We start from the raw sequence: 14,995 nt of genomic DNA on the forward strand, positions 1-14,995 counted from the left end.
AGGGTCTTGACGATCGCTCTCATGCCAGCGCCGAACCCCATGCGCAAGGAGGAATACGTCAGGAACTACGCTCTTCGTTTGTGTCATTTCCGCAAACCGGCGTCGCCGATGAGAACGCCACCACAGCACCAGGTCTGGTCTACCACCTGGGCCGTGCCGTGCTGATGCCCGTCGTTCGCCTGGTCTACCGCCCACGCGTTCTCGGCCGGTCCAACGTTCCGAAGTCCGGGCGGGTGATCCTTGCCAGCAACCATCTCTCGTTCATCGACAGCATCGCCATTCCCGTCGTCGCCCCGCGTCGCGTGCAGTTCCTCGCCAAGTCGAGTTACTTCGACGGAACAGGCGCAAAGGGCTGGCTTTCCCGCACCTTCTTCACGTCGATCGGCGCTGTCGCCGTCGAGCGGGGTGCGGGGGCCGCCGCAACCGAGGCGCTGGAAGCCGGCAAGGGAATCCTTGAAAACGAGAGCGCGTTTGCGATCTACCCGGAGGGCACGCGGTCGCTCGACGGTCGCTTGTACAAGGGCCGTACCGGGGTCGCCTGGCTCGCCCTCTCGACCGGCGCCCCCGTCGTCCCGGTCGGGCTGATCGGCACCGATGAACTCATGCCGGTCGGCAGCACTGTGCCGAAGCTCAAGCGCGTCACCGTGATCTTCGGTGAGCCGCTCGACCTCAGCTCCCACGGCCCGGCGACGAGCGGCAAGGCGCGTCGTCATGCCACCGATGAGATCATGGCCGCCATTCACGCCCTCACCGGCCAGGAACGGGCGGATGCCTACAACGAGGCGCCGCCTGCGGACACCATGGAGAAGATCAAGCGCGCGGTTCTGCGCCCCGAGCGCGTCTGACCCACCGAGCCGCGTCGGTCAGGCGACGACGATCTCCGGTTCGTGTCGCACCGGGAAGTTCACCGAGTTGGCGATGAAGCAGAGCTCAGACGCCCGCGCGTGTGCCGCGCGTGCAGCATCCGCCATCGACGCGTTCGCGACCGTCACCCGCGGTCGCAGGACGACTTCGGTGAACGCTCCACCACCTTTGCCGTCTTCGACCATGGTGCCGTGAGCGTCGTCCTCGTACGCGGTCACAACGACTCCGACGGTGACGGCGACGTGCAGGTACGACAGTAGGTGGCACTGGGCGAGGGCAGCGAGCAGCAGCTCCTCCGGGTTCCACCTGCCCGGGTCGCCTCGGAACGGTTTGTCAGCCGACCCCTCGAGCGGATGCTTCCCCACAGCCGAAACGACAAGCTCGCGACTGTAGTCGCGGTAGCCGCTCGTACCTGTGCCGCGGTTTCCGTGCCATTCGAGGCCGACGGTGTACTCGTGCTTGCCCAACATGGCCCCAGTCTGTCACGCCCTGCCGCACGGATGACGGCTACCCTTGAGCGGTGACTACTGCACCGGACCTCGTTGAAACCTTCTCTTCGGCGAGCGCTGCCGAACTCGCCATCGTCACCCGGAGCGGTTTCGTCGAGTCACGGCATTCCGGCTCGGCCATCGTGCTCAACCAGCACGCGGATGTGATCCGTACCCTCGGAGACCCGGCGGCGCCGGTCTTCGGCCGTTCCGCCCTCAAACCGTTCCAGGCGATCGCCGTGATGAATGCGGGCGTCGGACTCCGTGGCGCCGCCGCCGTGCTCGCAGCCGCCAGCCACGCGGGCACGCAGCGTCACATTTCAGTTGTGCGCAGCATCCTCGCCCAGGCCGGCCTCACCGAGATCGCCCTGCAGTGCCCGGCCGACTGGCCGACCGACGATGCCGCCCGCATTGAGCTGGTTCGGGACAACAGCACGGCGTCGCCCATCTACATGAACTGCTCAGGCAAACACGCGGCGATGCTTCTCGCCTGCGTGACGAACGGCTGGCCGATCGAGACATACCTCGAAAACGACCACCCGATGCAGGTCCAGGTGCGGGATGTTCTCGAACGGTTCACCGGGGAACGCCCCGTTCTCACCGGAATCGACGGGTGCGGTACCCCCGTCCACGCGATCTCCCTCTCCGGTCTCGCCCGCGGGATCGGTCGCATCCGCACGTCGTCGCCGACGTCGCCGTTCGCGATCTACCGCAACGCCGGCATCCTGTGCGCCGCCGTTCTCGAGAACGGCTGGGCGCTCGACGGTGCGGGGCGTGCGAATACCCTCGTCATCGACCGGCTCGGGGTCTTCGCGAAGCTCGGCGCCGAAGGGGTCATGGTGATGGCCGCTCCCGACGGCACGACCGTCGCGCTCAAGATACTGGACGGCAGCCTCCGCGCTGCCACCCTCGTCGGCCTGACTCTGCTCGCGGACGCCGGCGCTCTTGATCGGGACGCGGTCGACGCTCTGCTCCCCGACCTGAAGCTCTCGGTTCAGGGCGGCGACCGCACCGTCGGCGAGATCCGGGTCTCTCCACTGCTTGAACAGGCCTGACCTCGCTAGGCTGGCCTCGGGCAGCTATGCCCACCTGACAGTGCAGTCAAACCTCCATCGGGGTGCGAGGCACTTTCCTCGTGCGCCGCTCCCACCCGGAGCGGCCAGGACAAAGGAGCACCATGCGAGTCGCCATTCCCCGTGAGGTCAAGAACAACGAGTTCCGCGTAGCCATCACCCCGGCAGGAGTCCACGAACTCACCGTCCACGGACACGACGTCTATCTCGAGACGGGCGCTGGGGAAGGCTCGTCGATCTCCGATGAGGCCTACGCCGCCGCTGGCGCGACGATTCTCCCGGATGCCCGTTCGACGTGGGAACGGGCCGAACTGCTGCTGAAGGTGAAGGAGCCGATCCCCTCGGAGTTTGGCTACTTCCGGTCCGACCTCGTGCTCTTCACCTTCCTGCACCTGGCCGCGGAGCGGGACCTGACCCAGGCGCTCGTGAATTCGGGGATCACGGCGATCGCCTATGAGACAGTCCAGCTGCCGAACCGCTCACTTCCGTTGCTCGCCCCAATGAGTGAGGTCGCCGGCCGCTTGGCCACCATTGTCGGAGCCAACACCATGCTCAAGCCGAACGGGGGGCCAGGCCTTCTCGTTCCGGGAGTGCCGGGGACCTCGCCTGCCCGCGTCACCGTTCTGGGCGGCGGAGTCGCCGGGACCAACGCCGCTTCCGTCGCCGTCGGCCTCGGAGCCGATGTCACCGTGCTCGACACGAACATCGCCAGGCTTCGAGAGCTCGACGCCCTGTACGCGGGACGGATCAAGACGATCGCAAGCAACGCGTTCGAGATCGAGCATTCGCTCCTGGGTGCCGACCTGGTGATTGGCTCGGTGCTCGTCGCCGGGGCGCAGACGCCGAAGCTCGTCAGCAACGCACTCGTCGCGAAGATGAAGCCGGGCAGCGTGCTCGTCGACATCTCCGTCGACCAGGGCGGGTGCTTCGAGGACTCCCACCCGACCACACACGCCGATCCGACCTTCGTCGTCCACGGCTCGGTGTTCTATTGCGTCGGCAACATGCCGGGCGCCGTGCCGCACACGTCGACGTATGCCCTGACCAACGCGACACTCCCCTATGCGCGCGCAATCGCTAATGCCGGCTGGCGGGATGCTTTCGCGGCTGATCCCGCACTCGCCCTCGGCCTGAACGTTCACGCTGGGGGCATCTTCAGCGAACCCGTTGCCAACGCCCACGGCCTCCCGCACCAGGACCTCTCGACGCTGATGTCTGTGTCCGGCACTCGGGCCTAGCCTGTCCCGCATGGAGCTCGCTAGCCTGTCGCCGAACGGACGCTGACCCGCCGGACCGTGCCGCCCGGGTCGATCAGCCATGCCCGGCCGGGCAGCCGTGCGAGCAGGGGTGGTCGATCCTGGATGCGGGTGAGCGCCCTGAACTCAGCCACGGAGCATCCGTCGACAATCACCGCCGCGTCCTGACGCAGTGCGGCGAGAAGAGGCCAGTGGGCCTGCCACTGTTCGCTGTCGCCGACGATCACGACGGGAGTGGACGTGCTGCGGCGAACCTGCTCGACGGTCATCCGGCCGGACGGCGCGTCAGCGAGCGCAGCAACCCGGACCGGGGGCTGGCCGGGCGATGCGGCGTTCATTCCCAGGATGCCGCCGGCGAGGCGGGCAGGGGCCCGGGAGAGCACCAGCCACAGCGGATGCTCCGTCCAGTCGATCGGGCGCACGGTTCGGCTGGCCGCATGCCTGGGTGTTCGGTGCGTCGCCACCTCAGGAGCGCAGAGCTGCACCGGAACACCGCGCCAGGTCGCGCTGCCCGGCCGACGGGCGTCGACCCACGTGCCGCTTTCACCTCCGGCGAGCAGATGCTCCTGCCGATTCGCCGTTCCGAGCAGCACAGTGGAGCCGACGAAGCCGGCGAGCGCAGCCGTAGGCCCCGCCAGCCGCTGCACCGCTACCACCACGTAGACGCCCCGGCGCGGCCCGTCACGGAGGAGCGCCAGGATTCCGTCGCGGAGCTCGATGGCATCATCGGCGTCGATTCCTGCGAGCAGGGAATCGAGGTCGTCGATGAGCACCAGCACGTTCCGCCCGTGGGTGGCCTGCCCATCTCCAGGGTGCCCCTCAACCGGGGGCGCATCATCAGGCAGCGGTGAGAGCGTCGCGGTGAGCGAGTGCACAACGTCCCACGCCTCTTCCGGGTCACGACCGATACGTTCAACGACGAACGACTCCAGCCGAGCCGTTTCGGCCGCGATCGTGCCGAGCAGAGTCGATTTACCGGACCTCGCCATGCCGAGCACGAGCATGCTGCCGTCGGCTTCCGGATCCCAGACCACGGTAGCCTGGCGCTGCTCGGCGGGCAGGTCGGCGAGCCCAAGACGGATGCCGGTCGCCGGTTCGTCGAGGCTGCCACGCTCCACCCACGCCGGCAGCGGGTCCAGCCACGGTCGTCGGACGACTGGGTTCGGCGGCCATCGCTCCGCGACGCGGGCGATGTCGGTTTCGGTCGTCGTGGCGACCTGCAGCGACACGGGGCCGGTGGGTCCGGCGAGGACGAGGCGCCCGGGGACGTTCGCCGGCAGGTGGGCGGCGGCATCCGTCCCGAGGATCGCCGTGCTGTCTGCACGGTTGTTCACCCGAAGGCACATTCGCAGTCCGCAGTTCGCGAGGAGTGAGTCTTTCACAACGCCAGCTGGGCGCTGCGTGCACAGAATGAGGTGCATCCCAAGCGAACGCCCGCGAGAGGCGACATCGATGAACAGCGCATGCAGATTCGGGAAGCCATCGAGCATCGCCGCGAACTCGTCGACGACGATGACCAGCCGGGCCAGATCGGGCGCCTGGCCGATGTCGCGAGCTCCGAGCTCGCGCAGGCGCTGTTCCCGGTAACGCACCTCGGCCCGCAGGCTTTCGAGCGCCCGTGCGGCGGAGCCGGGATCGAGGTCGGTCAGCACGCCGACCACATGCGGCAGGCCGGTCAGCGGCGCGAACGCCGCGCCGCCCTTGAAATCCACCAGGAGCAGGGTCACGACATCTGGTGGATAACGTTCAGCGATGCTCGCGACCCAGGTGACGAGCAGTTCGCTCTTGCCGCTTCCCGTCGTCCCCCCGACGATGGCGTGGGGACCGTCTGCCACGATGTCAACGAGTGCCCGTCCGGCAGCACTGGAGCCGAGGACGGCCGACAGCGACGGCCCGCCGGCCGGCGGCGCTGCTCCTGCAGACGCCTCGACGAAGCTGACAGTGTCTGGCAGTTCCGTGTCATCCGGGTCACGGCCTGCCTCGAGCGCCAATGCGGCGAGGTTCTCGGCGAACTGCCGCGATTCGGCCGCCGAGATCAATTCCAACGCCAGCCGGACCTGATCGGCGTTCCCAGCGGCCGTCGTGCGATGGAGGATGGCCGTCGCCACACCCGTCAGTTCGATCACAGCCGCGCACCGTGGTGGTATCCGATCCATCCGGTCCGCGAGCACGACGAGGATGTCTTCGGAGCCGAGCGTTGCGGCATCCGCCGGGACCTCGGCCACCCGGACAGATGAAGCTCCGTCGCGGGCGCGGCGATGGGGCAGAGCGGATGCCCACGCCCAGCTGGGCGGAACGCCCACGACGGTGAGTGCCTCCGGGCCGGCGGCTGCGCACAGTTGCACGAGAAGCCCTCGGGCGACGGCGTGGGTGACGAGCGGGGAACCGACGACACCGATTCCGCGCAAGGCGTCGACGTCGACCGGTACGTCCGGCACCATCCCGGCTCGGTCCCTCAGTTTCGCCGCCCCTTCTCCGGATGGGCCGTCGACTCGAACGACGCTGGGTTGCGACCCGCGGCCGGCGACAACGACAAACCGCCGTTCGACGGGCACCCGCCAGCGGGCGAAACCGATCGCGGAGGCATCCTCGGCGTCGAGGATCTGCCGGGCACTGGCGGACAGGGCGTTCCGGCTTCGGCGCTCGGCGGCGTGCCTCTCGTCCACCTGGTCGTGGAGCTTCTCGAGCTCAGCTCGGTAAGCCGCGGTATCCGCGCGCAGGCGCCGACGGGCGGACCAACGGTTGTCGACCACGCTCGCCACCGCGATGACCGGGCCGAGCAGCGCGAAAACAAGAACGAACGGTGACCGGGTGAGCGCCCAAATGGCGACGGCGGCGACAACAGGCGCGAGGCTCGCGACGACCGGGAACGACGAGCGCGCGAGACCTGCCGGCTCGGCGGGAACCAGGATCGGTTCATCGGTGGGATCGTGCATGCCTCAAGCGAAGCAGGAGATGCGCTGGCCCGTAGGTGGAACTCGGCGTCCGGGGATAATCCGATTTCGCCGGGGCGTCAGTGGAGGAGTGTCAGGACTGCGCCGTCACTGCTGGGTCGGCACTGCGGGGTCGGCATGATCGACGAGGAGCTCATCCAGGACGATGGCGCTGACGTTGTCACGACCGCCGTTCTCGAGCGCTGCACCGACGAGGCTGCGGACCGCTTCTTCAGGAGTCTTGCTCTGCAGGAGGAAGTGACGGAGACCAAAGTCGGTGAGTTCTTTGGTGAGCCCGTCTGAGCAGACCAGCCACCGGGCACGATCGGCGGAGGGGACATCCGTGTAATCGGGCAGCGGGTCGTCGGTGAAGCCGACCGCGCGGGTGATCACGTTGCCGTGGGGGTGCGATTCTGCTTCGTCGGGGGTGATTGCCCCAATCGAGATCAGTTCCTGCACGACCGAGTGGTCAAGCGTCACCTGGATCAGTTCGTCGCCGAGAAGCCGGTAGACGCGGGAATCGCCGATGTTGAACACAGTCCAGGCTGGGATGTCGGCGTCGGGCCCCGAGAAGCCGAAGACAATGCCCGTCACCGTCGTGCCTGTGCCGAGCTCCGACGAGCCGACCTGTTCCAGCATGTCGTCGACGGCCGCGCGGAGGGCATTCTCGACAGCCCCGCGGTCGACGGTGTCTCCTGAGGCAACACGTTCGGCCAGCCGGGCGATGACCGCGGCGCTGGCGACCTCACCGGCGTCGTGTCCGCCCATACCGTCGGCAACGGCGAAGATCGGGTAATCGACGATAAGAGCGTCCTGGTTGACCTGGCGCTTTCGTCCTGTGTCGGTAACCGACGCCCAGGACAACGTCAACGGAGGTCGGCCGGGCACGTCGACGACTCGCGATCCGGTGCGCACGTCGATGGCTGTCACGCAATCATCCTTTCGGAGCCGCACAACTGTGAGGCCTGCGTCGATAATAGCGGCAGCGGCGGACGCCCGGAGACGTGGCTTACGGTCTCCCCTCGATTGCCGTGCCATCCGTGGCGTCCGGCCCGACGTCCCATGCCCATTCCGGCAGCCGGCCGGCCGAGAGCATCCGGTCGAGAAGTTCGGCCAGCGAGTACTCCGGATCATGTTCGCGGACCTGCGCCACCCATCGCCCGGCGAGGGTTCCCGAACCCAGCGCCCAGTGCGCCCACGCGAGCATGGTGAGCAACGGTGCCTGCGCGTGGCGGGGAACCCGGGGAGCCGAATACCGAAGCACGTGGATGGCGGTTCTCAGTCTTTCCGGGTCAGGTCGCGGCATGCCGAAGCCGCCGAGCGCCATCGCTCCCGGCAGCGAACTGATGTCGTCCCCGGCGTTGTGCCTGTCGTTCATTTCACCCACGGCCACACCGAATTCCGGGCCCCAGGCCCAGGTCAGGAGCACTTCGTCGCGCAGCGCCGGCGCCTGCACGAGAAAGGCCAGCACCGCGGCATCCCGGGGAGGAACCGGTTCGCGGCCCGACGCGAGCAGATCGTCGGCGAAGCCGACGACGTCGCCACTGAAGCCGTGGTCGAACAGCAGGGCTGGGCCCAGTTCGGCCGACGCTCGGAGCGAGTCGAGCTCCGTGAACCGTTTGGCCGTTTGTTCCCTGGTCACGAAATCAGCGACCGGAAGCCGGGACTCCGATTCCAGATCCATCAGGCCTGCCGTCGGGATGGAGCGGGCAAGTGTGCTTCGGGCTGGGGATGCGGAAATGAGGCCGAGCGGCCGCCCACGGCGAGGGCAGTGTTCGTCGAGGTAGCTGCCCCAGGCATCCGTCGCAACGCAGAGGGCGTCGCGGACGGTGAACCCGGAATGGCGTGCGCGGGCGAGCAGGTCATCGATGACGGCCCGATAGGGCATCCCATCGCCGCCGGCGAACGAGTCGTGCGTGTAGACCACGGGGACGAATGCGTCGACGTCGGGAATCCTGCAGACCATGCCGAGCATCGTGGTGGCGGCTCGACGTCGAACGCCGGCAGGGGCGTCGGCCTTCGGGAGGTCGAGACGGAGGGCACCGCAGGTCCGGTTGCCGCGGAAGGCAACGAGGACGATGCTCTGCTGCGGCTGGAACCCGGTCAGGTGGGGAACGAGCGCGAGGAAGTCCTGGGCCCCGGAGGCCTTGATGATGGTGGTCATGCCGGGAGTCTGGACCCGGCCGCTCGTTCGCCCGGTCGGTTCCGCCGATCTGTGGATAGCCAGCCTCGTTCGGCAGCCTGTGGAGAGTTACGCCTCGTCGCTTACGGGAGCCGCGAACTGCGCGTTGTACAGGTTGTAGTACGCGCCGCCCTGTGCCAGAAGAGCGTCATGGTTGCCCTGCTCGACAATCCGGCCCTCCTCCATCACGAGGATCACGTCGGCGTCACGGATGGTGGACAGGCGGTGGGCGATGACGAAACTCGTCCGGTCCTTCCGCAGCGTCGACATCGCCTTCTGCACGAGCACCTCGGTGCGGGTGTCGACGGAACTCGTCGCCTCGTCGAGGATGAGGACGCTCGGGTGGGCAAGGAACGCCCTCGCGATGGTCAGCAGCTGCTTTTCGCCTGCCGACACGTTCGATGCTTCGTCGTCCAGTACCGTGTCGTACCCGTCGGGCAGGGAGTGGACGAAGCGGTCGACGTAGGTCGCCCTGGCGGCTCCGAGGATCTCCTCCTCCGTCGCATCCGGCCGCCCATACGCGATGTTGTCGCGGATGGTGCCGCCGAACAGCCAGGTGTCCTGGAGCACCATCCCGACCCTGCTGCGCAGGTCGAGCCTCGTCATCCGGGCGACGTCGACTCCGTCGAGGGTGATGCGCCCCCCGTCGAGCTCGTAGAACCGCAGAATCAGGTTCACGAGGGTGGTCTTTCCTGCACCGGTCGGTCCGACGATCGCGATGGTGTGTCCGGGCTCAGCGACCAGGTCGAGGTTGCGGATCAGCGGCTTGTCGGGCGAATAGCTGAACGACACGTCCTCGAACACGAGCCGACCGCTATGGGCAGGCGGGCTGGCCGGGGCGTCGGGGTCTGGGAGCTGCTCGTCGGCATCGAACAATTCGAACACCCGCTCGGCGGATGCCACGCCCGATTGCAGCAGGTTCGCCATCGATCCGAGCTGGGTGAGCGGCTGGGTGAACTGCCGGGAGTACTGGATGAACGCCTGCACGCTGCCGAGGCTGAGCGCCCCCGTTGCGACCTGCAATCCGCCGACAACCGCGATGGCGACGTAGACGAGGTTCCCCACGAACATCATCGACGGCATGATGATCCCCGAGATGAACTGGGCGCCGAAGCTCGCCTCGTACAGTTCGGCGTTCTTGTCGGAGAATCGCTTTCCGACCTCACGCGACCGGCCGAAGACCTTGACGATCGCGTGGCCGGTGTACATCTCCTCGATCTGCGCGTTCAGTTCGCCGGTGTGCGCCCACTGGGCGACGAACTTCTTCTGCGACCGTTTGGCGATCACGCTCGTGATGAACACTGTGAGCGGAATCGTAATGAGCGCGATGCAGGCGAGCAGCGGCGAAATGGAGAACATCATGACGAGCACGCCGATGACGCTCAACAGCGACACCAGCACCTGGCTCAGCGTCTGTTGAAGGGTCTGCGAGACGTTGTCGATGTCGTTCGTGACCCGGCTGAGGAGTTCGCCGCGGGGCATCCGGTCGAAGTAGGACAGCGGCAGGCGGTTCACCTTCGACTCGACGTCTGCACGCAACCGGTACATCGTCCTCTGGACGACACCATTGAGCACGAGCGCCTGGATCCAGGCGAAGAGGAACGCCAGCGCGTAGATGGCGAGGACGAGCAGCAGGACCCGGGAGAGCGCTGCGAAGTCGATTCCAGAGCCCGGGTCGAGGCTCATGTTGGCGAGCATGTCGGCCTGCTGGTTCTGACCGGACGCCCGGAGCCCTGCGACGATCTGCTCCTGCGTCGCCCCCGCCGGCAGGTTCGCCGAGATGGCACCCTCGAAGATGAGGTTCGTCGCATCCCCGAGGATGCGTGGTCCGATGACGGTTAAGCTCACGCTGATCACCGCAAGCACGGTCACCAGGACGAGCGGCAGCCACTCGGGCGCCAGCCGTTTCGCCAGCCGTTTCGCGCTCGGGCCGAAGTTCATCGATTTCTCGACCGGCATCCCGGCTCCGGCCCACGGGCCTCGTCCCATCGGAGGACGGGCGGGCACCCGGGTCGCCGTCTTGGACTCGGTGTCGCTCATGCTGCTTCCTCCGCCGTGAGCTGCGATTCGACGATTTCGCGGTACGTCGGCGAACGCCCGAGCAGCTCGTCGTGGGTTCCCCGGCCGACGATCGCGCCGTCTTCGAGGACGAGGATCTGGTCTGCGGAACGGATGCTCGACACGCGCTGGGCGACGATGACGAGCGTGGCGCCGGCGACGTCACGGGCGAGCGCGGCCCTCAGCCGGGCATCCGTCGCCAGGTCGAGAGCCGAGAACGAGTCGTCGAACACGTAGATCTCCGGCCGTTTGACGAGGGCACGGGCGATGGCGAGGCGCTGGCGCTGCCCGCCTGACAGGTCGGTGCCGCCCTGTGCAACAGGGGCGTCGAGCCCCTCGTCGAGAGCTTCGACGAAGTCGCGGGCCTGGGCGACCTCGAGCGCACGCCACAACTCGTCCTCACTGGCGTCCGGCTTGCCGTAGCGGAGGTTCGAACGGACCGTTCCAGAGAACAGGTACGGCTTCTGCGGAACGATGCCGATCTTCGACCAGAGCAGGTCCTGGTCGGTTTCGGCGACGGAGACGCCATCGACGAGAACGCGTCCGGCGGTGGCGTCGAAAAGTCGAGGCAGCAGGTTGACGAGGGTCGTCTTCCCCGCCCCCGTTGAGCCGATAATCGCGGTCGTCGTCCCCGGTTCGATCACGAACGACAGGGCGCGCAGCACGGGCTGCTCGGCACCGGGATAGGAGAACGAGACCCCGTCGAAGATGATGCTTCCCGCCGTGTCGACGCTGGGAACAGGGGCGACCGGCTGGCGGACGGACGACTCGGTGCCGAGCACCTCACCGATCCGGTCGGCGCTGACCGCTGCGCGCGGGATCATCACGGCCATGAACGTCGCCATCATCACCGCCATGAGAATCTGCATGAGGTACTGGAGGAACGCCATCACCGTCCCCACCTGCATCGATCCTTCTTCGACGCGGAACGCCCCGAACCACAGCACGGCGATGCTGGACACGTTGAGCACGAGCATCACGATCGGGAACATGATCGCCATCAGCCGGCCGGCGCGGAGCCCGACATCCGTCAGCTCGGCGTTAGCCTTCTCGAACCTGCGGGTTTCCACGTCCTCACGCACGAACGCCCGGACGATACGGATGCCGGTGAGCTGCTCACGGAGGACCGTGTTGATCCGGTCGATCCGGCGCTGCATGGATTGGAACAGCGGCACCATCCGCACGATGATCATGCCGACGGCGAGAAGCAGGACCGGGATGGCCACGGCGAGCAGCCAGGACAGCTGAAGGTCGAGTCCGAGCGCCATGATGACCCCGCCGACGGCGAGGATCGGGGCGGACACCATGAGGGTCGCCGTCATCAGCACGAGCATCTGCACCTGCTGGACGTCGTTGGTGGTGCGGGTGATGAGCGAGGGCGCCCCGAACGACGACACTTCCCGTTCGGAGAACTCAGACACGCGCTCGAACACGGCCTGGCGCACATCGCGTCCAAGCGCCATGGCCGCCTTCGCACCGAAGTAGACGGCCGTGATGGCGCAGAGCACCTGCAGCAGCGTGATGCCGAGCATCATCGTGCCCACCCGCAGAATGTATTCGGTGTCACCGACAGCCACACCGTGGTCGATGATATCGGCGTTGAGGGTCGGCAGGTAGGGCGAGGCGATGGACTGGGCGAGCTGGAAGACGACGACCCCGACCAGAAGCGGCCAGTGCGGCTTCAGAAAGCGGCCGGTGAGTTTAGCGAGCATGAGGGTCCCTGGTCGTGCTGAGGTCTGGGGAACAGAGAATGCCGTGCAGGACGAAATCCGCGAGGTCCTCGTCGGAGAACTCGCTGCCGGTGGTGAGGAGCGGGAAAGAGCTCGAGAACGCCAGGAGGCGTGCGAACTGGGCGATCTGGGCTGGGCTCCAGCGGAGGCTGGCCGAATCGGGGGCGAGCGCGGCCGCGACGAGCCGCTCGATGTCTTCTCGTAGCGACGCCGGTGTTGGCCGGTCTTCCTCGCTGAGGGTCGACATCACCCGGAAGACGCCGTCGAAGCGGCGACGCAGCGCGGCGAGAATCGACCGGATCTTCTGTTCCAGCGGCCATCCCGGATCGATGGCGGCGAGTTCGGTGAGAAGCGGTTCCGGGTCGAGGTAGCGGGAGACCGCAGCCTTCAGGAGGCTCTTCTTGTCGCCGAACGCCCGGAATATCGTGCCCTCGGCGACCCCGGCGGCCTCGGCAAGCTGTCTGGAGGTCACTCCCCCGCCCTGTTCGAGGATCAGGGGAAGGACCGCGTCGACGATGCTCGATCGGCGGTCGTGAGGCGGAAGAGGGGCGGCACGGGTGGGCTGCTCGAGCGCAGACGGGCTGATGGTCACCCAGTGAGCCTAGCTGAGTGAGCGCTCACTCAACCCTTGCTGGCACCTCTTCCGCTCCGCCCGCAGCGAACGGTCGGAGGATCCGAACGCGCGAGGTCACCCGCTCCGGTCGGGCACACTCGCGAGGACGCATGATTCCGACCGGAGCGGGTGTTTCGAGCAGGAGGCCTCAGCCCTCGCCGTCGGGGGCGAACAGTGCGGAGATCGTGTCGAGCTCCTCGGGAGACGGATGCCACGCGGTCGCGGCATCCGCGTTCTGGAGGATCTGTTCCGGCCGAGTCGCCCCGGCAATGACGCTCGTCAGGGCGGGTTGCGCGAGCAGCCAGGCGAAGGTCGCCTGAAGCATCGTGATCCCACGTTCGTCGCAGAAGGCCTGGAAGGCGTCGATCGCATCCCACGGGGCGCTCTCGAGCAGGTGGCTGCGCTGGCGCATGATCCTCGAATCGGCCGGGCCGCCGTCGCGGCTGAACTTTCCGGTGAAAAGGCCGTTGTAGAGCGGGAAGTACGGCAGGAATCCGAGACCGAAGTGCCGAACCGCCGGGAGCACCTCACGTTCGGCGTCGCGCACGATCAGGCTGAATTCGTTCTGCGCTGAAATGAATTTCGGATGCCTGTGGAGTTCGGCGGTGAGTTCCGCCTCTGCAACCTGCCAGCCGGCGAGATTCGAGTGGCCGATATAGCGAACCTTGCCCTCGCGGATCAGGTCGTCGAGCACCGAAAGGGTCTCTTCGATCGGTGTCACCGGGTCCGGGGTGTGCAACTGGTACAGGTCGATCCAGTCGGTCTGCAGTCGCCTCAGTGACGCCTCAACGGCGAGGCGAACGTAGCGCCTTGAGCCTTTGGCACCCCAGCCTTCCAGGCCCACGTCGGCACCGGAGTGCCCGAACTTGGTGGCGAGCACAACCTTGCCGCGGCGGCCGCGGAGGGCGTTGCCCATCAGGGTTTCGCTGAGTCCGGGTTCCTTCCCATACATGTCTGCGGTGTCGAGCAAGGTGACCCCGGCGTCCAGGGCGGCTGAGAGCACGGCATCCGTACCCTCCTGCGTTTCGGTCGCCGTGCCGAGCCTTCCAAAGTTGTTGCACCCGAGTCCGATCGTCGAAACGCGGAGTCCGCTTCTGCCGAGGGTGCGGTATTCGATGTCTGCCATCCCCCAAGGCTAGCGGGACGGTTCCTCAACAGGCATGCGCCTGAAGCAACCTTTGCACCGAATCCCGCCGGCGGGCGGGTCGGCAGCGGCGGGCTCGTACCGTCGGTCGCATGACATCTCGAACCGTTTCCCAGGTACCCCAGCCCACCCTCTTCGATCGTCCCGTCGGCCTTCTTCGCATGCCCAGCCCGCTCGGCCGCATCGAACTCACCAGCGACGGGTTCGCCGTCACCGGTGTACAGATCGAACGTGACGGGAGGCTGCCTCGCGACGGATTTCGTGAGGCGTCGATCGATGTCCTGGTGGCCGCTGCTGAGCAACTGGCCGAGTATTTCGACGGGAAGCGTCGCACCTTCGACGCGCCCGTCGCCGCCGAAGGAACACCGTTCCAGCTGCGGGTGTGGTCGGCGCTGGCCGAGGTCCCGTTCGGCACGGCGACGACGTATGGTCTCCTCGGCCGCGAGGCTGGCCTCAGCATCGCCGGGCGGGCAGTCGGCGGCGCGATCCGCGCCAACCCGCTGCCGCTCCTTGTTCCCTGCCATCGGGTTCTGTCGAGCGCACGGAGGGTCGTCGGGTACAGCCAGGGACAGGGGGTGCAGACGAAAGTGTGGCTGCTCGATCACGAGGCCATTTCATACCGTTAGCCCGCGTCGACTATCCTGACGAGGCCCG

General features: G+C 67.2%; 12 protein-coding genes. 4 read left to right on the top strand and 8 right to left on the bottom strand.

Features of this window, described 5'->3' with window-relative positions:
• Positions 1-164: 164 nt before the first annotated feature.
• Positions 165-845 carry a lysophospholipid acyltransferase family protein gene (locus tag BM197_RS09920; protein ID WP_090711222.1) on the top strand — a complete coding sequence of 227 codons (681 nt, stop codon included), beginning with the start codon at positions 165-167 and terminating at the stop codon, positions 843-845.
• An 18-nt stretch (positions 846-863) separates the two neighbouring features.
• On the opposite strand, the gene BM197_RS09925 is transcribed toward BM197_RS09920, so the two are convergent.
• The gene (locus BM197_RS09925; RefSeq protein ID WP_090710999.1) at positions 864-1,334 is read right to left on the bottom strand and encodes an OsmC family protein; all 471 of its coding nucleotides are present in this window, start codon (positions 1,332-1,334) and stop codon (positions 864-866) included.
• A gap of 50 nt (positions 1,335-1,384) precedes the next feature.
• Between BM197_RS09925 and BM197_RS09930 the strand changes: the two genes are divergently transcribed.
• Positions 1,385-2,407, top strand: coding sequence for an asparaginase (locus BM197_RS09930; RefSeq protein WP_090711001.1), 1,023 nt, complete (start codon positions 1,385-1,387; stop codon positions 2,405-2,407).
• A 122-nt stretch (positions 2,408-2,529) separates the two neighbouring features.
• On the top strand, positions 2,530-3,663 hold the full coding sequence (ald, locus tag BM197_RS09935; protein WP_090711004.1) for an alanine dehydrogenase: 1,134 nt from the start codon (positions 2,530-2,532) through the stop codon (positions 3,661-3,663).
• 20 nt (positions 3,664-3,683) lie between these two features.
• Here the strand turns inward: ald and BM197_RS09940 are convergent, their stop codons facing one another.
• The 7 genes from BM197_RS09940 to BM197_RS09970 form a co-directional block, all read right to left on the bottom strand.
• Positions 3,684-6,617 (bottom strand): FtsK/SpoIIIE domain-containing protein, encoded by a 2,934-nt coding sequence (locus BM197_RS09940; protein ID WP_090711006.1) that lies wholly within the window; start codon positions 6,615-6,617, stop codon positions 3,684-3,686.
• 105 nt (positions 6,618-6,722) lie between these two features.
• Positions 6,723-7,544, bottom strand: a complete 822-nt coding sequence (locus BM197_RS09945) for a PP2C family protein-serine/threonine phosphatase (RefSeq protein ID WP_245762484.1) — start codon at positions 7,542-7,544, stop codon at positions 6,723-6,725.
• 79 nt (positions 7,545-7,623) lie between these two features.
• Positions 7,624-8,778: a DUF4192 domain-containing protein gene (locus BM197_RS09950; protein ID WP_090711010.1), complete on the bottom strand. Its 1,155-nt coding sequence runs from the start codon at positions 8,776-8,778 to the stop codon at positions 7,624-7,626.
• Positions 8,779-8,865: 87 nt separating this feature from the next.
• Entirely contained in the window at positions 8,866-10,836 is a 1,971-nt protein-coding gene (locus BM197_RS09955; protein ID WP_090711011.1) for an ABC transporter ATP-binding protein, read from the bottom strand.
• Complete coding sequence (locus BM197_RS09960) at positions 10,833-12,566, bottom strand: ABC transporter ATP-binding protein (protein WP_090711013.1); 1,734 nt, start codon at positions 12,564-12,566, stop codon at positions 10,833-10,835. Before BM197_RS09960 ends, BM197_RS09955 begins: the two co-directional genes overlap by 4 nt.
• Complete coding sequence (locus BM197_RS09965) at positions 12,556-13,176, bottom strand: TetR/AcrR family transcriptional regulator (RefSeq protein WP_090711015.1); 621 nt, start codon at positions 13,174-13,176, stop codon at positions 12,556-12,558. The genes BM197_RS09960 and BM197_RS09965 overlap by 11 nt, the downstream gene beginning before the upstream one ends.
• Before the next feature lie 169 nt (positions 13,177-13,345).
• Positions 13,346-14,323, bottom strand: a complete 978-nt coding sequence (locus BM197_RS09970; protein ID WP_090711017.1) for an aldo/keto reductase — start codon at positions 14,321-14,323, stop codon at positions 13,346-13,348.
• 110 nt (positions 14,324-14,433) lie between these two features.
• On the opposite strand from BM197_RS09970, the gene BM197_RS09975 reads away from it, so the two are divergent.
• A complete protein-coding gene (locus BM197_RS09975; protein ID WP_245762485.1) occupies positions 14,434-14,967 on the top strand; it encodes a methylated-DNA--[protein]-cysteine S-methyltransferase in 534 nt (177 codons plus the stop codon).
• Positions 14,968-14,995 lie beyond the last annotated feature (28 nt).

This window comes from Mycetocola miduiensis, assembly GCF_900115155.1.
Lineage (GTDB): Bacteria > Actinomycetota > Actinomycetes > Actinomycetales > Microbacteriaceae > Mycetocola_A > Mycetocola_A miduiensis.